Origin of the sequence: Devosia sp. ZW T5_3 (assembly GCF_044987315.1) — a bacterium.
GTDB lineage: Bacteria > Pseudomonadota > Alphaproteobacteria > Rhizobiales > Devosiaceae > Devosia.
In genome coordinates, this window is the sequence record NZ_JBJDRE010000001.1 from 464,450 (window position 1) to 481,406 (window position 16,957).

General features: G+C 60.6%; 16 protein-coding genes. 15 read left to right on the forward strand and 1 reads right to left on the reverse strand.

The genetic code is table 11. The features are described from left to right. Positions 1 to 521 precede the first annotated feature (521 nt). From ACI3KW_RS02225 to ACI3KW_RS02295, 15 genes are all read left to right on the forward strand, one after another. Positions 522 to 1,313 (forward strand): GntR family transcriptional regulator, encoded by a 792-nt coding sequence (locus ACI3KW_RS02225; RefSeq protein ID WP_162740477.1) that lies wholly within the window; start codon positions 522 to 524, stop codon positions 1,311 to 1,313. Positions 1,314 to 1,355: 42 nt separating this feature from the next. Beyond that, entirely contained in the window at positions 1,356 to 2,459 is a 1,104-nt protein-coding gene (locus ACI3KW_RS02230) for an ABC transporter ATP-binding protein (protein WP_404846737.1), read from the forward strand. A 10-nt stretch (positions 2,460 to 2,469) separates the two neighbouring features. Continuing rightward, positions 2,470 to 3,399 carry a sugar ABC transporter permease gene (locus ACI3KW_RS02235; RefSeq protein ID WP_113123730.1) on the forward strand — a complete coding sequence of 310 codons (930 nt, stop codon included), beginning with the start codon at positions 2,470 to 2,472 and terminating at the stop codon, positions 3,397 to 3,399. Between the two features lie 11 nt (positions 3,400 to 3,410). Continuing rightward, positions 3,411 to 4,292: a carbohydrate ABC transporter permease gene (locus ACI3KW_RS02240; protein ID WP_113123731.1), complete on the forward strand. Its 882-nt coding sequence runs from the start codon at positions 3,411 to 3,413 to the stop codon at positions 4,290 to 4,292. A 79-nt stretch (positions 4,293 to 4,371) separates the two neighbouring features. Further along, positions 4,372 to 5,886: an extracellular solute-binding protein gene (locus ACI3KW_RS02245; RefSeq protein WP_404846789.1), complete on the forward strand. Its 1,515-nt coding sequence runs from the start codon at positions 4,372 to 4,374 to the stop codon at positions 5,884 to 5,886. A 75-nt stretch (positions 5,887 to 5,961) separates the two neighbouring features. Beyond that, positions 5,962 to 8,292: a DUF4962 domain-containing protein gene (locus tag ACI3KW_RS02250; RefSeq protein WP_404846738.1), complete on the forward strand. Its 2,331-nt coding sequence runs from the start codon at positions 5,962 to 5,964 to the stop codon at positions 8,290 to 8,292. A 15-nt stretch (positions 8,293 to 8,307) separates the two neighbouring features. Beyond that, the gene (locus tag ACI3KW_RS02255; RefSeq protein WP_404846739.1) at positions 8,308 to 9,057 is read left to right on the forward strand and encodes an SDR family NAD(P)-dependent oxidoreductase; all 750 of its coding nucleotides are present in this window, start codon (positions 8,308 to 8,310) and stop codon (positions 9,055 to 9,057) included. A gap of 7 nt (positions 9,058 to 9,064) precedes the next feature. Further along, positions 9,065 to 10,231 carry an SGNH/GDSL hydrolase family protein gene (locus ACI3KW_RS02260; protein WP_404846740.1) on the forward strand — a complete coding sequence of 389 codons (1,167 nt, stop codon included), beginning with the start codon at positions 9,065 to 9,067 and terminating at the stop codon, positions 10,229 to 10,231. Continuing rightward, positions 10,228 to 11,250, forward strand: a complete 1,023-nt coding sequence (locus tag ACI3KW_RS02265; RefSeq protein WP_404846741.1) for a hydroxyacid dehydrogenase — start codon at positions 10,228 to 10,230, stop codon at positions 11,248 to 11,250. The genes ACI3KW_RS02260 and ACI3KW_RS02265 overlap by 4 nt, the downstream gene beginning before the upstream one ends. Next, a complete protein-coding gene (locus ACI3KW_RS02270; protein WP_404846742.1) occupies positions 11,247 to 12,026 on the forward strand; it encodes a sugar phosphate isomerase/epimerase family protein in 780 nt (259 codons plus the stop codon). Before ACI3KW_RS02265 ends, ACI3KW_RS02270 begins: the two co-directional genes overlap by 4 nt. Positions 12,027 to 12,040: 14 nt before the next feature. Beyond that, positions 12,041 to 13,288, forward strand: coding sequence for a glucarate dehydratase family protein (locus ACI3KW_RS02275; protein WP_404846743.1), 1,248 nt, complete (start codon positions 12,041 to 12,043; stop codon positions 13,286 to 13,288). 20 nt (positions 13,289 to 13,308) lie between these two features. Beyond that, positions 13,309 to 14,049, forward strand: a complete 741-nt coding sequence (locus tag ACI3KW_RS02280) for a ribonuclease activity regulator RraA (protein WP_113123737.1) — start codon at positions 13,309 to 13,311, stop codon at positions 14,047 to 14,049. Positions 14,050 to 15,211: 1,162 nt separating this feature from the next. Continuing rightward, positions 15,212 to 15,499, forward strand: a complete 288-nt coding sequence (locus ACI3KW_RS02285; protein WP_404846744.1) for a DUF1778 domain-containing protein — start codon at positions 15,212 to 15,214, stop codon at positions 15,497 to 15,499. 3 nt (positions 15,500 to 15,502) lie between these two features. Then, positions 15,503 to 15,976 carry a GNAT family N-acetyltransferase gene (locus ACI3KW_RS02290; RefSeq protein ID WP_404846745.1) on the forward strand — a complete coding sequence of 158 codons (474 nt, stop codon included), beginning with the start codon at positions 15,503 to 15,505 and terminating at the stop codon, positions 15,974 to 15,976. Positions 15,977 to 16,061: 85 nt separating this feature from the next. Continuing rightward, positions 16,062 to 16,316: a hypothetical protein gene (locus ACI3KW_RS02295; protein WP_162740478.1), complete on the forward strand. Its 255-nt coding sequence runs from the start codon at positions 16,062 to 16,064 to the stop codon at positions 16,314 to 16,316. Positions 16,317 to 16,380: 64 nt separating this feature from the next. On the opposite strand, the gene ACI3KW_RS02300 is transcribed toward ACI3KW_RS02295, so the two are convergent. Then, positions 16,381 to 16,860 (reverse strand): hypothetical protein, encoded by a 480-nt coding sequence (locus tag ACI3KW_RS02300; RefSeq protein WP_262165253.1) that lies wholly within the window; start codon positions 16,858 to 16,860, stop codon positions 16,381 to 16,383. Positions 16,861 to 16,957 lie beyond the last annotated feature (97 nt).

The following is a 16,957-nucleotide window of genomic DNA, read 5'->3' on the forward strand; positions in this document are numbered from 1 at the left end:
CACCATGGTGGTGCAGGACACACTCAAGCGCGGCGGTATCATCGCCCCGGGGTCTGCTGCACCGCATCATTAATCCCGATGCGGCGATCGACCCACCACAGGATTTGGTGCTGAGTCCAAAATTCGTTCCCGGTAACTCCTGCCGCCGAATTTCGAGTTAGCTGCTCGCAGGAACAGGTGCCGATTTCACACCCTAACCGTAAGGGCCTTTCACTATCTCTCCGCCCATCTGCGCGTGGAATTCCCCCGGCATTGGCTGGTGGAACGGGCCATGGTGCAAGACCTCGGCGTGGGGCAGCAGGCCGCCGTCCCAAACACTCCCCAACAGCGCAATGTTCTTGGTTTTGTCCAGCCGGATGCTCATTCAGCGCTGGTGCGGGTGACCTGAAGGCACAAATCTGCTCATCCGGCATTATCGCCGGCCGGATACGCCGACGTCTAGCTTGATGGCGAGGAGCGTTGACAAGGAGCGGCTACAGACATATCAATGCATCAACTAAGATATCAGTTATTGGATTGATATGTCTCCAACGAGTGAATTTCCATCGCTGCCCTTGGTCGATCTTGTGCGGTCTGACGAGTTGCCGTCGGTCGGCAATATGGCCAACCGCATTTATGCCCTGCTGCGCAAGCTGATCGTCGAGGTCAAGCTGCTGCCAGGCCGGGCGCTGTCGGAAAAGGAGATCGCGGCGCTGCTGCATGTCAGCAAGACGCCGGTGCGTGAGGCCATCATCCGGCTCGCCGACGAAGGTTTCGTCACTGTCGTGCCGCAGGGCGGCACCTACGTCGCCACCATCGATGTGCAGCGCTACATGGAAGCCTGCTTCATTCGATTCAAGCTCGAAGAGGGCGCGGTGATCGAAGCCACCAAGCGCCACTCTTTCGAGGATATTGCTCGCCTCAAGACCTGCCTTGGCGAGCAGCGCACCGCCGCCGAAGACGAGCAATTCACCGACTTCTTCCTGCTTGACGAAGAATTCCACCGCACCATTTTCGCCGCCGCGCGCCTGCCTGGCGCCTGGGGCGTGGTCAATCAGGCCAAGGGCGAAATGGATCGCATGCGCCATCTCAAGCGCGTCTTCGCCGTGCGCCGCACCGAACAGGTGATCGGCGAGCACGAGGCCATCGTCGCAGCCATTGAATCCGGCGACGTTGAAGCTGCACGCGAGGCTGTCGCCAAGCATTTGGGTTCGCTCGAATCCAAGATCGCCGAGCTCTCCAAGAACCCCAAAATCTGGGCCTATATCGAACAGATCAATACCCGCGTGCCCAAAAAGCGCGCTCCGCGTGGGTCCAAGACGGTCGCTGAATAGACCGTCTCCTGAAACTCCAGGGCCCTGAGGAGGAGCCTTTCTATGTCCGCAGTTGAGATCAACGATGTCGTCAAGCGCTACGGCGCGCTTGAGGTTGTGCATGGCATCAACCTCTCCATCCAGCCCAAGGAATTCGTGGTGCTGGTCGGTCCCTCCGGCTGCGGCAAGTCGACCACTTTGCGCATGGTGGCGGGGCTCGAAGACATCTCGGGCGGCACGGTTTCCATCGGCGGGCGCACGGTCAACAAGGTCGCCCCCAAAGACCGCGACGTGGCCATGGTGTTCCAGAATTACGCGCTCTATCCCCATCTCGACGTGGCCGAAAACATTGCCTTCGGCCTGCGCGTGCGCCGCGAAAAGAAGGACGTGGTCAACAAGGCCGTCGCCGAGGCCGCCCATATTCTGGGCCTGACCGACTATCTCAAGCGCAAGCCCGCCGACCTCTCCGGCGGCCAACGCCAGCGCGTCGCCATGGGCCGCGCCATCGTGCGCAAGCCGAAGGTTTTCCTGTTCGACGAGCCGCTGTCCAATCTCGATGCCAAGCTGCGCACCCATATGCGCGCCGAGATCAAGCTGCTGCACCGTCGCATGGAAGCCACCAGCATTTATGTGACCCATGATCAGGTCGAGGCCATGACCCTGGCCGACCGCATCGTCATCATGAACAACGGCCATATCGAGCAGGTCGGCTCGCCCATGGACGTGTTCCTCGAGCCGGCCAATACCTTTGTGGCCAGCTTTATCGGCTCCCCGCCGATGAACCTGATCGATGCAACAATCTCCGTAGTTGATGGCAAGCCCCGCGGCGTCATCGCCGGTGGGGCAGGGCAGAGCCTGGCCATCCCCGAAGCCTTCGCTCACAACACCAGGGACGGCCAGGCCGTCAAGCTCGGCATCCGCCCCGAGGCCATGCTGGTCAATGCGGATGCAACCACCGAAGCCGTGAACTGCATCATCGATCTCGTCGAGCCACTGGGCGCCGAGGCGCTGCTGCATGGCCGTATCGATGATCACCCCTTCATCGCCAAGGCCGAAACGCTTTCTGCCATCCACGATCTCGCCAATGTCCGCCGGCTCGGGATCGACACATCCCGCATGCATGTCTTCGACACCGAGACCGGTCGAACCCTCAAGACGCTGGCGTGAGGGCAGGGCAATGGAAAACCGCTTTCGCGATTATCTGCGCACGCTTGGCGAAGACCTAAGGCGCGATTGGCAGCTCTATCTCCTGCTGGCACCAATGGTCATCTGGTTCGCACTGTTTCTCTACAAGCCCATGCACGGGCTGCAGATCGCCTTCAAGGATTTCTCGATTTTCCGTGGCGTCGATGCCAGCCCCTGGGTCGGCTTCGCCCATTTCCAGGAACTGTTCAACAACGGGCTGTTCATCCGCTCGTTCTTCAACACCATCATTATCAGCTCGATCGGCCTGATCTTCGCCTTCCCGGTGCCAATCATCTTGGCGCTGATGTTCAACGAGGTGCAAAGCGCGGTCGCGCGGCGCTGGGCCCAGACCGTAGTCTATCTGCCCCACTTCATCTCCGTGGTGATCGTTGCCGGTATCGTCATCAATTTCCTGTCGCCCTCGACCGGCGTTATCAACATCTTCCTTAAATGGATGGGGTTCGAACCCATCTACTTCCTGACCCAGCCCGAATGGTTCCGCCCTGTCTTCATCGGGTCGAGCATTTGGAAGGAAGCGGGCTTTGAATCGATCGTCTATCTGGCCGCCATCGCCGGGGTGAGCCCCACGCTTTACGAAAGCGCCCGCGTCGATGGCGCGTCGCGCTGGCAGATGATGTGGCGCATCACGCTGCCCTGCATCCTGCCGACCATCATCATCATGCTGATCATCCGCATCGGCAATTTGGTCGAAGTGGGTTTCGAATACATCATCTTGCTCTACCAGCCCTCGACTTACGAGACAGCCGACGTGGTCTCCACCTTCATCTACCGCACCGGCTTGCAAGGCACCCAATACGATCTGGCGACCGCTGCGGGCCTGTTCAACGCCGTCATCGCTTTCGTCCTCGTCTACTCGGCCAACCGGATCAGCCGGAAGCTGTCGTCAACGTCGCTGTGGTGAGGAAAAGATAAATGGCAGCCTTCAATCTCTATACGCGTGGCGACAAGATTTTTGGTTGGGCCAACGCGGTCCTGCTGACGCTGTTCGTGCTCTCTACGCTCTACCCGTTCATCTACATCCTGGCAGTGTCGATTTCTTCGGGCGCCGCCGTCACCTCTGGCAAGGTCACGTTTTTCCCCGTTGGACTGACGCTGGCAGCCTATGAGCGGGTGCTGTCGGACAAGATGTTCTGGGTCGCCTATGGCAACACCTTTATCTACACCTTCGGCGGCACGCTGATGAGCCTCGCCATCATGATCCCGGGCGCCTATGCGCTCTCCCGCAAGCGCCTGCGCGGCCGGACCTTCTTCAACATCGCCATTGCCTTCACGCTCTGGTTCAACGCCGGCATGATCCCCTTCTTCCTCAATATGCGGGACCTGGGGCTGCTTGATAGCCGCTTCGGCATCATCATCGGTTTTGCCTGTAATGCCTTTAACGTCATCCTGTTGCGCAACTTCTTTGAAGCAGTACCTAAGTCGTTCGAGGAAGCCGCCAAGATGGATGGCGCCAGCGAAATCCAGCTGCTGTGGAAGGTGTTCATTCCCCTCTCCAAACCGGCCATCGTGACCGTGGCCTTGTTCTGCATCGTCTCGCGCTGGAACGGCTATTTCTGGGCCATGGTGCTGCTGCGTGGCGAAGAGAAAATCCCGCTGCAGGTCTATCTCAAGCGCGTCATCGTCGATCTCAATTCCAACGACGAATTCGCCTCGAGCCTGCTCAATGCCCAGTACTCGTTCGAGACGGTGACGGCCGCCATCATGGTCGCGTCGATCATCCCCGTTCTCATCATCTACCCATACGCCCAGCGCTATTTCACCAAAGGCATTCTGCTGGGCGGGGTCAAAGAATAATCGCTGCACCACAAGGGAGGAACCTGTGAAAGCACTACTCAAAGGCGTATCGAGCGTCACACTGGCCGCCGCTTTGGCCATGCCATCAATGGTCTGGGCGCAGGAGGCGCCCAAGATCACCGAGGAGCCACTCGAGCTCACCATCCACTTCCACTTCCGTGATAAATACGTCTACACCGAAGACTGGCCGGTGGAGCAGAAGGCCGCCGAGCTCACCAATACCCACGTGCGCAATGTGGCCTCGCTCGCCACCACCAGCAGCCGCGATGCCTTCAACCTGCTGATCGCCTCCGGCAATCTGCCCGATATCGTGGGTGGCGACGCCTCGGGCGGCCTCAAGGACGATTTCATCCGCTATGGTCTGGAAGGCGCCTTCGTGCCGCTCAACGACCTGATCGAGGAGCATGCCCCCAATCTCAAGGCTTTCTTCGACAGCCACCCCGAAATCAAGGCTTCGATTTCAGGCCCGGACGGCAATCTCTACTACATTCCCTATGTGCCGGACGGCAAGTTCTCGCGCGGCTGGTTCATCCGCCAGGACTGGCTGGACAAACTCGGTCTCGAACAACCTGAAACGCCCGAGGAAGTCTATGAAGTGCTCAAGGCCTTCCGCGACCAGGACCCCAATGGCAATGGCCAGAAGGACGAAGTCCCCTATTTCGCCCGCGACGTGGTCGACGCCGTCCGCCTGATCAACCTGTGGGATGCCCGCGTTTCCGGCTCCGAACGCTATGGCGATTTCGCCACCTATGATGGCAAGGTGCGTCACCCGTGGGCCGAGGACAACTACAAGACAGGCATTTCCAATATCGCCCAATGGTACAAGGAAGGGCTGATCGACAAGGAAATCTTCACCCGCGGCTCCCGATCGCGCGAATTCCTGCTCGGCAACAATCTTGGCGGCATGATGCATGACTGGTTCGCCAGCACCGCCACCTATAATGATGCGCTTCGCCCCACGATCGAAGGGTTCAACTTCGTCCCCATGCTGCCGCCCAAGACTGTATCGGGCGAACGCTTCGAAGATGCGCGCCGCCAACAAGTGCAGCCCGCCGGCTGGGCCATCTCGGCCACCAATCAGCACCCGGTCGAAACCATCAAATATTTCGACTTCTGGTTCTCCGAACAGGGTCGGATCATGTCGAACTTCGGTGTCGAGGGGCTGACCTATGACATGGTCGATGGCAAGCCGCAGTTCAAAGAAGAACTGTTGACCAATGGCGAGCCGGTCAATGCCCAGCTCTGGGCCGTGGGTGCCCAGGTGCCGCGCGGCTATTGGATGGACTACGAATATGAGCGCCAATGGACCAACCAGATCGCGCTCGACGGCATCGCCATGTACGAAGAGTGCAATTGCCTCAAGGACGAGTTCCTGGGTGTAGCGCTCAATGCCGAAGAAAAGGCGATCTATGATCGTTATTGGCCCAGCCTACTCACCTACATGACCGAGATGCAGCAGACCTGGGTGCTCGGCGCACAGGACGTCAATACCGGCTGGGATGCCTACAAGCAGCGCCTCACCGATATGGGCTACGATCAGGTCATCGAGGTCATGCAGGCAGCCTATGAACGCCAATACGGCGCCGCGCAATAGCGGCTCCGTCCTCCCGGGTGGCGGCCTCCCCGCCGCCACCCTCCCACTTTCCCCTTGATAGGAGTTCGGCAGGCGATGCGTCCTTCTGCCCCGGCCAAGCTGCGCAAATCCGCTCTCGATGAACCCCGGCCGGGTTCGTTGACCATCACCTATATGCCCAACGCCGATCAGGCCCCAACAGAGAACCCGCCGCGCTTTTCCTGGCTGCCCGATATCGACGACGGCGCCCGCTATGTGCTGCGTATATCGGACGATGCAAGCTTCCCCGAAAGCCGCACGAGCCTCCACACCGACCTGGCCTGGAACTTCTTCACCCCCGACACGCCACTGCCGCCGGGCCACCATTTCTGGAGCTACGCCATCTGGGACGCCAAGACCGGCGCACCAGGCTCGGATTGGAGCAGCACCCGCAGTTTCGATCTCGCCGAAGGCCTGCCCGAAACTCCCGTCCCATCCATCGCGGCCCGCCGCGCGGCGAGCGATCTGCGCCATCCCCGCCTATGGATGAACCCGGACGAGCTGCACACCTTTTCGGCCTCCGTCAAAGGCGATGCCACCCATGCCGGCTGGGACCAGTTCTACGAAAAATCGGTCGCCCCCTGGATCGATCGGCCCATCATCGCTGAGCCCAAGCCCTATCCCAACAATATCCGCGTCGCGACCTTGTGGCGGCAGATGTATATCGATTGCCAGGAGACCATCTACGCCATCCGCCACCTCGCCATTGCCGGCAAGGTGCTGGGCCGCACCGACCTGCTTGACAAGTCCCGCGATTGGCTGCTCGCAATCGCCCGTTGGGATCCAACCGGCCCCACCTCCCGCGCCTATAATGACGAAGCCGGTTTTCGCGTCGTGGTCGCTTTATCCTGGGGCTATGACTGGCTGCACGATCATCTGACCGAGGCCGAGCGCGACGAGGTCCGCGCGGTGCTGGTGACCCGAACGCGCGAGGTGGCCAATCACGTCATCGCCCATGCCCGCATCCAGGTCTTCCCCTATGACAGCCACGCCGTCCGCTCGCTGTCGGCAGTGCTGACCCCGGCCTGCATCGCGCTCGATGGCGAAAGCGAGGAGGCTACTGCCTGGCTCGATTACACGCTCGATTTCCTAGCCACGCTCTATTCGCCCTGGGCTGGCACCGATGGCGGCTGGGCCGAGGGCCCGCATTACTGGATGACCGGCATCGCCTATTTCATCGAAGCGGCCAATCTGCTGCGCAAATATCTCGGCGTCGATCTCTACCGCCGCCCCTTCTTCCAGAACACCGGCGCCTTTCCGCTCTATACCAAAGCCCCCGGCACGCGCCGCGCCTGCTTTGGCGATGATTCAACGCTGGGCGATCTGCCCGGCCTCAAGGTCGGCTACAATGTCCGCCAATTCGCTGGCGTCACCGGCAATGGCCATTACCAATGGTATTTCGAGCGCCTCAAAGCCGACGCCGCCGGCACCGAAATGGCCTTCTACAATTACGGCTGGTGGGACCTCAATTTCGACGACCTGCAATACCAGCACGATTTCGCCCCCGTCGAAGCGCTGCCGCCCACCGATCTACCCGCCGTCAAATGGTTCAAGGATATCGGCTGGGCCGCCATCCAGAAGCACATGGACGATCCCATGCGCCACATCCAGTTCCTGTTCAAGTCGAGCGCCTATGGCTCGCTCAGCCACAGCCATGGCGACCAGAACGCCTTCCTGCTCTATGCCTATGGCGAAGACTTGGCGATCCAGTCCGGCCACTATGTAGCCTTTAACTCCAGCATGCACCGCGACTGGCGGCGCCAGACCCGCTCCAAAAATGCCATCCTGATCGACGGCAAGGGCCAATATGCCGACAAGGACAAGGCCCTCGCCCGTCGCGCCGCCGGGCAGATCACCGAGGTCGAAGAGAACCCCGGTCATATCCGCATCGTCGGCGACGCCACCGAAGCCTACCGCGTCACCAATCCAAAGGTGCAGAAAGCCGAGCGCGAAACCCATTTCGTCGATGACAGCTATTTCGTCATCGTCGACCGCGTCGAAGCCGCCGAGCCCGTCACGCTGGATTGGCTCTGCCACACCACCAATGCGCCCGATGCCGGCCGCTCCAGCTTCCGTTACCACGGTGAGCGGGCCGGCTTTTACGGCCAATTCGTCTTCTCATCGGCCGGCGCGCCCAGCATCAGCGCGGTGCACGGCTTCCCCGAAATCGACCCCGCCGATACCGAGGGGCTGGAACAGCATCACCACATAAGGGCAAGCGTTCCGGCCGCCAAAAGCCATGTGCTGGTGACCCTGCTGGTGCCCTACAGCCTCGACGCGCCCAAGCGCATTTTCAGTTTCATCGACGACCAGGGCTTTGCCACCGACATCTATTTCACCGATGTCGATGACCAGCGCTTCAAGCTCACCCTTCCTAAAAAATTCTAGATCAGAGGTTTCATCATGCAGCGCTTTTCCAACAAGACCGTCCTCGTCGCCGGTGCCGGTCGCGATATCGGTCGCGCCTGCGCCCTGCGCTTTGCCGAGGAAGGTGCCAATGTGGTGCTGACCTATAATGGCGCCGAAGAGGGCGCCCGCTCCGCCGTAGCCGAAATCGAACAGCGCGGCGGCAAGGCCCTCGCCCTCAAGGCCGATCTGACGCAGAAGACAGCAGTTGACGCCGCCGTGGCCGCTGCAACTGATCGCTTTGGCGCCATCCATGGCCTGGTGCATGTCGCCGGTGGCCTTGTGGCCCGCAAGACTATGGCCGAGATGGACGAAACCTTCTGGAACCAGGTGATGAGCGTCAATCTCACCTCGCTCTTCCTCACCGCCCAGGCCGTCTTGCCCAAAATGACCGAAGGCGGCGCCATCGTTACCTTCGCCTCCCAGGCCGGCCGCGATGGCGGCGGCCCCGGCGCCATTGCCTACGCCACCTCCAAGGGCGCGGTGATGACCTTCACCCGGGGCCTTGCCAAGGAGGCCGGCCCCCGCATTCGCGTCAACGCGGTCTGCCCCGGCATGATCGCCACTGCCTTCCACGACACTTTCACCAAGCCCGAAGTGCGCGAACGTGTGGCGGGCGCAGCCCTGCTCAAGCGCGAAGGCACCTCTGAAGACGTGGCCGGGCTGGTGGCCTTCCTCGCCTCCGACGACGCGGCCTACATCACTGGTGCCTGCTACGACATCAATGGCGGCGTGCTCTATTCCTGAGGCAGTAATGGCCATCTCCATTCCGCGCGCCGGGCGAATTGCCATTCTTGGCACGTCGCTCGTGCAGCAAAACCACAATGGCAGCGACAGCCACATCGCCACCTCGGCGCGCGGCTGGATGAGCTGGGCCGAAGTGCTCTCGCATGGCCGTCTCGCCTGTCCGATCCATCACGATCCGGCCGTCATGCCCGGCTGGGAGCCGAGCAACCGGCCGGGCATCAGTCGCTTCTTCACCGGGCTCAATTTCGGTGTCTCGGGTCAGAAGGCCATCGAGATCGAGCGGCGCGTTGCCCGATTGCTGGTCGAAGATTTCGACCTGATCATCGTCGACGCCGGCACCAATGACATGATGGTCGAAACCAAGGAAACCATCGCCGAAATCCGCGCCCGTATCGCCACGACCCTGCTCGCCGCCGGCAAAACGGTCATCCTGCTGCCCATTCTGGCACGCGGCACGCAAAAATGGGCTTCGGTCGGCGCCGAGCGTGCCAAGGCCCACTGGATCAACCAGATGAGCCTGGATTTCGCCGCCCGCCATGCCAATTGCCACGTCTTCGATTGGAACGCCCCCTGGGTCGACACCGCCGATCCCGATGGCGCGCCGCAAGCCGGCTTCTCCAATGACGGCACCCATTTCTCCGTCACCGGCGGCTTCGCCGTGGGCAAGGCTCTGGGAACCTATCTAACCTCGCTCGTCCCCCAGGCCGAGCCTCGTCTGGTCGCGCCCGACGACCGCTTCGACGCCATCAATAACCCGCTCGGCAATCTCACCCGCGCCCAAGACCAGTCGATCAGCGCAACCGCCAGTTCAAACCAAGTTCTGGCCGATGACATTGTCTATCCCGGCGCCGGTGCCTGGGTCACAGCCAGCTGCACCATCACCGTCCCTGCCCATCCGGCCATTCTGGGCCTCTCGCTCGTCCTGAGCGATCCAGCAGAGGATGGGCTGCAATCCATCTCCCTGGCCCCTTTCAAGTCCGACGACGGCGAGCTCTGGTCCTATCCAGCCCAGGCCTGGAGCGGCCTCCTGCGCACCCCACCCATCCGCCTGCGGCCCGGCGCTATCCCGCCGACCCTCACCCTCGAAGTGATCCTCGCCACCGACGCCGCCCCGCTCCATGTCGACATCGGCGGCATCGACATCCGCCCCGTTCCCAATCCGGTGCGCTCATGACCGCCAAACCCAAACTACTGCTCGCCATGCGCGAAGAACTGCCCGCCGGCTTCTGCGGCTCCGAGGAATGGGCGCGTCTTGAAGCGGTAACCGACATCATCTCGCGCGACGCCTTCACCGATTTCGACACCGCCGCCGGCGCTGCCGCCCTGCGCGATGCCGACATAATGCTGGCCGCCTGGGGCGCGCCGCCCCTGACAGAGGCCCGGCTGGCTCGCGCCCCCAATCTCAAAATGGTGGCGTACGCCGCCGCCTCCGTCCGCGTCATCGCCCCGCCGCCCTTTTGGCAGCGTGACATCCTCATCACCTCGGCAGTCTCTGCCATGGCCGTGCCGGTCGCCGAATTTACCTTCGCCGCCATTATCCTGTGCGGCAAAGACGTGTTCCGCATCCGCGATACCCACCGCGATCAGCGCGGCACAGGCGGCTTCGGCACCCGCATCAGCATGGACGTGTCCCATCTCGGCAATTATCGCCGCCGCATCGGCATTGTCGGTGCCTCCCGCATCGGCCGGCTCACTATCGAGATGCTGGTGCGCGCCAATTTCGCCGTCGCAGTCTACGACCCCTTCCTCAGCGCCGAAGACGCCGCCGCCATGGGCGCCACCAAAATGGACCTGCACCCATTGCTCGCCTGGTCCGACACTGTATCCCTGCACGCGCCGGTGCTGCCCGAAACCCACCGTATGATCGGCGCTGCAGAACTGGCGCTGATGGCCGACAATGCCGTGCTGATCAACACCGCCCGCGGCTGGCTGCTCGATCACGATGCGCTCCTGCCCGAGGTCCAATCCGGCCGGCTACGGGTGCTGATCGATACCCCCGATCCAGAACCCCTGCCGCCCGAAAGCCCGCTCTACGACCTGCCCAATGTCGTGCTGACACCTCATATCGCCGGCGCCCAAGGCAATGAATTGCGCCGGCTGGCCGATCTTGCCATCAACGAAATCGAACGCTTCGTCGCTGGCCAACCGCCACTCTTCGCAGTGCGAGAAACCGAACTGGACCGCATCGCATGAGCACGCTGACCCATTGTTTCTCCACCCTCGGCTGCTCCGATTTGTCAGTCCGCCAAGCGGCCGAACTAGCACAGGCCTATGGTATCCCAGCCGTGGAATTGCGGGTGATTTCAGGCTCGCTCGACATCCCCCAAGCCCTTGCCGCCGAATTCGGCGACCCGGCCGGCTTCCGCCATTGGCTCGAGAACACGCCCATCCGCATCGCCGGCCTTGGCACCTCCGCACGCCTCTTCGGCGACGAAAACCTCGCCGAACTCGAACAATTCCTGCCCTGGGCCGAAGCCGCGCGCGTGCCTTTTCTGCGCATTTTCGACGGCGGCGAAATCCTCTCGGACGCCGACTATATCCAGGCCGGCGAGCGCCTCGCCCAATGGCAAGCCGACCGCCAGCGACGCGGCCTCGTCGTCGATCTCATGATCGAAACCCACGACGCCCTGGCCCAACCCGCCCAATTGTCCGAATTCGTCACGCGCCTCCCCACCGTCGCCATCCTCTGGGACGCCCACCACACCTGGGCCAAGGGCGGCGCCGATCCGCTCGCCACCTGGCGGAGCATCGCCCCGCACGTCGTCCACGTCCACGTCAAGGACAGCGCCTTGTGCGCCGATGGCCGCCATTATGTGCTGCCGGGGCAGGGCGACTTCCCCATGGCTACCCTCATGCCGCTGCTTGAGGCCGCCGGGCCTCTTCCCATCAGCCTCGAATGGGAACGCCACTGGCACAATGAACTACCCCCGCTGGATCAGGCGCTCCAGGCCGCCCGCTCGTGGTGGTAACCAGGAACAACAACATGCGTATTGCCGAAGTTCGCCTCACGCCCGTCGCCATCCCCGACAAGCCCTTGCTCAACTGCAAGGGCGTGCACCAGCCCTATGCACTGCGTACTATTATCGAGCTGGTCTGCGACGACGGCACCATTGGCCTCGGCGAGAGCTATGGCAGCATCAAAGCCCTAGCCGGCCTGCGCCGCGCCGCCCCCGCACTGGTGGGCCTTGATCCCTTCCACCTGCATGAACTGCATGCTCGCGTACTGGCCGCCATTCCCGAAGGCGGCGGCATCAACGCCAAATCCGCCGTGGCCGATCACAAGGTAACCGACGTCGCCACCTCGGCTTTCGAAGTGCCCTGCATGGATATCCAGGGTAAGCTACTGAACCGTCCCGTCTCGGACCTGCTCGGCGGCGCCGTGCGCGATCGCGTCTCCTTCAGCGCCTATCTCTTCTTCAAATTCGCCGGCCATCTCGGGCAATCGCCCGACGAATGGGGCGAGGTGCTGACCCCTAACCAAATGGTCGAGGAGGCCCGCCGCTTCGTCAGCCTGCATGGCTTCAAATCGCTCAAGCTCAAGGGCGGCGTGCTGCATCCCGATCTTGAAGTCGAAACCATGCTCAAGCTGCGCGAGGCCTTTCCCGACCATCCCCTCCGCATCGATCCCAATGGCGGCTGGACCGTCGAAACGGCCAAATACATCGCCAAAAAACTCGAAGGCGTGCTTGAATATCTTGAAGACCCGGTCGTCGGCATGGACGCCATGGCCGAAGTCGCAGCCTCCACCTCCATCCCGCTTGCCACCAATATGGTTGTGCTCGAATTCGACCAGATCGCCGAGGCCTATCGCAAGCGCGCCGTCAAAATCGTGCTGGCGGACCATCACTATTGGGGCGGCATGCGCGCCGCGACCCATCTGGGCAAGCTCTGTCAGGCGCTCGAGCTTGGCGTCTCCATGCATTCCAATTCCCATCTCGGCATCACGCTAGCGGCCATGGCCCACGTCGCCGCCGCCTCAACCAACCTCGGCTATGATTGTGACACACATTATCCCTGGACGGGCGTTGACGTTTTGGAAGGCGATCTCTTCGCGTTCGAGAATGGTGCGTTGGCCGTGCCAACAGGGCCCGGCCTCGGCGTAACGCTCGATCGGGATAAACTCACCAAACTCGCCGCTCTCTACGAAACCGGCGGCGTCTCCGAACGCGACGACACCGCTTATATGAAACAATTCGACCCCACTTACGAGCGCCGCGTACCCCGCTGGTAGGCCGAAACAAAGGATATCCGATGCCCGACTTCTCCGAAGCCACCCGCGAAAAATTGCGCGGCGTCAGCACAGCAACGCTTTGCACCGCCCTGTTCAAACGCGGGTTGCGCAACCAGTTTATCCAGGATGTTCGACCCGTCGGCAGCGTCACTCGCACTATGGTGGGACCCGCATTCACGCTGCGGTATATCCCCGCCCGGGAAGATCTTAATCCGCTTGAAGTGTTCCAGGACCGCGCTCATCCTCAGCGGCAGGCCGTCGAACAATGTCCGGCCGGTTCAGTTCTGGTGATGGATAGCCGGCAGAATGCCCGTGCCGCGTCCGCCGGTTCGATCCTGGTGACACGCCTCATGCGGCGCGGTGTCGAGGGTGTGGTCACCGACGGTGGTTTTCGTGACAGTCCGGAAATCGGCCGGATGTCTTTCCCGGCCTATCATCAGAGGCCTTCCGCGCCAACCAATCTCACATTGCATCAAGCGCTCGATATCAATGTACCGATCGGTTGTGGTGATGTCGCGGTATGGCCCGGAGATATCCTTGTCGGCGATGGCGAAGGGGTCGTTGTCATTCCCTCTGGTATCGTGGAGGAGATCGCTGAGGAGGCGGTGTCCATGACGCGCTACGAGGACTTTGTGCTCGAGCGCGTTCAAGACGGGGCCTCGGTGCTTGGCCTATACCCAATGACCGAGGAGCAGCATCGCAGAGATTTCGAGATTTGGAAGGAAACAAGCTTGTCGAACAGAACCCCTGAGGCTCGCTAACATCCCAGGATGAGTTATAGACCCTGTTGCTATAGCTCACTATTTCCATAATTAATGAGCTATAGAACGGCTCGGCTATAGCTCATGACTTGGAACTGGGAACATCCCGATTGGCCGGAATTTGTTTTCGACGCCAAGGCATTGGATGCCATGGAGCCGGTATTCTCCAAGCTGACCCTGCCCCTCAAACGCCACAGGCGGAGTCGTGAGGATAGGGTGAGGTCCATACCCTTACGAGCACAAAGTCGGAACGGAGCCACATCGAAACGGTTAGCTTGTAGCCGAAGGCCCTTGTGCCCCGGTCGGCTAACTGTCGCAAGCGATCAGCGCGTCGAAGTGTCGCCAATTTAGATCACTTTCGACGGGCACAGGCGTGCGGCAAGCTAGTAGCGTGCCGCACGTGAGTGTTAAGATGCATCGCATCACGCAAGGAATGGATCGATTTGCACGAGAGAATTACCATACGCATGACCTCTGAGATGATCGCCCGCATTGATGCGTGGATCGTGGATCAACCTGGGTATGTCAGCCGCCAGGATGCGGTGAGACGCTGTGTCGATTTGGTGCTTGGGCAGAGTGGTTCAGAACAGCCTGACCTTTCTGGGGGCAAGGCAGCGGCAAACTCAGCGGCACAGCAAAACGTTTCCAGTTAGGCACTGTCTGCCCAACGCAGTCCGCGTTGGGCTGGGTTTCCAGAATGCCGTAACGCTAGAAAACTCATATTTAACACTAGAAGGGTGAGCTAAATCGCTCGCAAAGAAGCACGGACGCAGGCATAGCCGGCGACATATTTCTCTACAGAAGACGACTAGAAATTCTATCAACGTGCTCACTTCTACCAATCCCGTCCTGCCGGCACGCTTCGCGTTACAGAGATTGGCATACGCTGCGAGCGCTTATTTCAAAAACCTAGTCGGCTCCGGAGGAATATCGAAATTCCGTCTCTCCAACGGAATTGAACAAGAAAGAAAATGGCTTAGGACGAAAAAGTGAAATCCGAAAGATTGCACCCGAGGATAGATTTTCTGTCTACGAGAAGGCAGTTTTCGGCCTGTAGCGCGTAACGTGACGCATCTCACCGGATGGAGCGCCTCGGAAGCCTTTTTGAAATTTCTACACAACGTACATACATTGTGCTATTATGTTGCTAGAGGTTTGACAAATGCCGGCAAAAGAAGACCAAAAAATAAGCACTTCCGTCCCAATCAACTTGCGGATTCCGCGAGAGGCGCAGCTTATGATCGACCGGGCGGCCAAGCTATCCGGTAAGAACCGCACCGAATTCATGGTGGAGGCAGCCATGGCAGCAGCAGAAGACAAGCTGCTGGACCAGGCTTTCATCGCACTCGACGCGCAAGCCTACGCTCAGTTCCTGGATGTTCTTGATAGGGGGCCAGAGCCCGAAGGGTACAAGCGCTTGATGAGTGCGCCTTCGCCCTGGGGCCAATAATTTTTGCAGGCGCCTTCCCGACTTTCCGAGCAGCATAGGCTTGAGGACTTTTCCTCCGGCGAGGTTGTTCTCGACACTTGGCTCAAAACCCGGGCTCTGCCCAACCAGGCGGCGGGTGTTTCTCGGACCTACGTCGCAGTTGAGGGTGGCCAGGTGGCAGGGTATTACTGCCTCAGCTCCGCGGCAATTAGCTTGAAAGAGGCACCTAGGGCACTGCGCCACGGTATGCCGGATCCTTTGCCGATGATCCTGATGGGCAGACTTGCGGTCGATCAGCGATACAAGGCGCAGGGGCTCGGAACTGCGCTCCTGAAAGACTCCGTTCTGAGAGCACAATCAGCCCTGGAAATAATTGGGGTCCGCGGGCTCCTGGTTCATGCTCTTCATGACCAGGCTAAGGGCTTCTATCTGCATCACGGTTTCCGTGAGACGCCCGGAAACCCGCTCACACTGGTTCTGCCCTTCAAGTTTACATGATTGCATGCTTGCTTACCGTCTGAATTGCTTGGGCACTTCCCAAGGTGAAGATCGCCATCGGTTCGAGATCTGAACGCGGTTCGGTTTGGACGGTTCAAGCCAGGCAAAGAGGTGGGTATTGCAAGATCGCTTTGGCAACCACATTTTCGATTTGAGCTTTATGACTGAACCCCATCCGCATCTGGTTGTGCGGCTTGCCGGTGACGAGGCTGTGCCGAGCGGGCTGCATGAATTCGGCGCCTATCGCGTTGACGTCCGTTTTGAAATCGGCGCCGGAGGCGAAGTTGGCGACGGCATTTGGGAACGTTTGCCTGAAGCCGCGGGCTCCGCCGGCGATTGAATGCCGGCCGCCAAATGCCCTTCCAAGGGGGACGCGTCTCCCCAAGGCGCAGTGCGTTGATCGTCTAGCTGCGCTCGCAGCCCCCTACGAAGCGGTCCAAGGTCTCGACAATGCCGTCGATCCCGAAACGCTGAGACCGTCCGTCGTAGAGTATCTGGAGCGGCTGGGTGGCACCGCGAGCCGTCGCAAGGACCTGCCGCAGACGACTTTCCTCCAGTGTGTCGACGACCACGGTGCGCTCGCCCTCCACAGCATCGTAATAGCCATTCAAATCGTCGAAACTTGTTCCGTTGACAACAACACTCACCGCTACTCCTGGGCGCTCCTTGTCACCCTCCTGGGCATCCACAGCTGTAAACAACAGCATCTGGATATCGTCGGGGTAATTATGGTCGCAAAAGAACTGCAACTCGACGCCGCCAGTTTTGTCGGCCTGAAAGGCCGTATAGCTCCAGGCCTTCTTGGCGTCGCTACTATCCAACTCCCAGGCAGCGACCGGCGACGCCGCCAACGCGGCAGCACAAACCCACATGAGCCGATTCATCGACATTACCCTCTTTTTGAGATGGGCAGCCTACTGAGCAAATCGGCGCCAATGAGGCATTACCGACTCCAGTAGTGATGCAGGGTCTCGTTGCTCA

Bases quoted from the DNA above. Each gene is read 5' to 3' on its own strand.
- ACI3KW_RS02225 (WP_162740477.1), top strand. From the start codon at position 522: ATGTCTCCAACGAGTGAATTTCCATCGCTGCCCTTGGTCGATCTTGTG.
- ACI3KW_RS02230 (WP_404846737.1), top strand. From the start codon at position 1,356: ATGTCCGCAGTTGAGATCAACGATGTCGTCAAGCGCTACGGCGCGCTT.
- ACI3KW_RS02235 (WP_113123730.1), top strand. From the start codon at position 2,470: ATGGAAAACCGCTTTCGCGATTATCTGCGCACGCTTGGCGAAGACCTA.
- ACI3KW_RS02240 (WP_113123731.1), top strand. From the start codon at position 3,411: ATGGCAGCCTTCAATCTCTATACGCGTGGCGACAAGATTTTTGGTTGG.
- ACI3KW_RS02245 (WP_404846789.1), top strand. From the start codon at position 4,372: ATGCCATCAATGGTCTGGGCGCAGGAGGCGCCCAAGATCACCGAGGAG.
- ACI3KW_RS02250 (WP_404846738.1), top strand. From the start codon at position 5,962: ATGCGTCCTTCTGCCCCGGCCAAGCTGCGCAAATCCGCTCTCGATGAA.
- ACI3KW_RS02255 (WP_404846739.1), top strand. From the start codon at position 8,308: ATGCAGCGCTTTTCCAACAAGACCGTCCTCGTCGCCGGTGCCGGTCGC.
- ACI3KW_RS02260 (WP_404846740.1), top strand. From the start codon at position 9,065: ATGGCCATCTCCATTCCGCGCGCCGGGCGAATTGCCATTCTTGGCACG.
- ACI3KW_RS02265 (WP_404846741.1), top strand. From the start codon at position 10,228: ATGACCGCCAAACCCAAACTACTGCTCGCCATGCGCGAAGAACTGCCC.
- ACI3KW_RS02270 (WP_404846742.1), top strand. From the start codon at position 11,247: ATGAGCACGCTGACCCATTGTTTCTCCACCCTCGGCTGCTCCGATTTG.
- ACI3KW_RS02275 (WP_404846743.1), top strand. From the start codon at position 12,041: ATGCGTATTGCCGAAGTTCGCCTCACGCCCGTCGCCATCCCCGACAAG.
- ACI3KW_RS02280 (WP_113123737.1), top strand. From the start codon at position 13,309: ATGCCCGACTTCTCCGAAGCCACCCGCGAAAAATTGCGCGGCGTCAGC.
- ACI3KW_RS02285 (WP_404846744.1), top strand. From the start codon at position 15,212: ATGCCGGCAAAAGAAGACCAAAAAATAAGCACTTCCGTCCCAATCAAC.
- ACI3KW_RS02300 (WP_262165253.1), bottom strand. From the start codon at position 16,860: ATGAATCGGCTCATGTGGGTTTGTGCTGCCGCGTTGGCGGCGTCGCCG.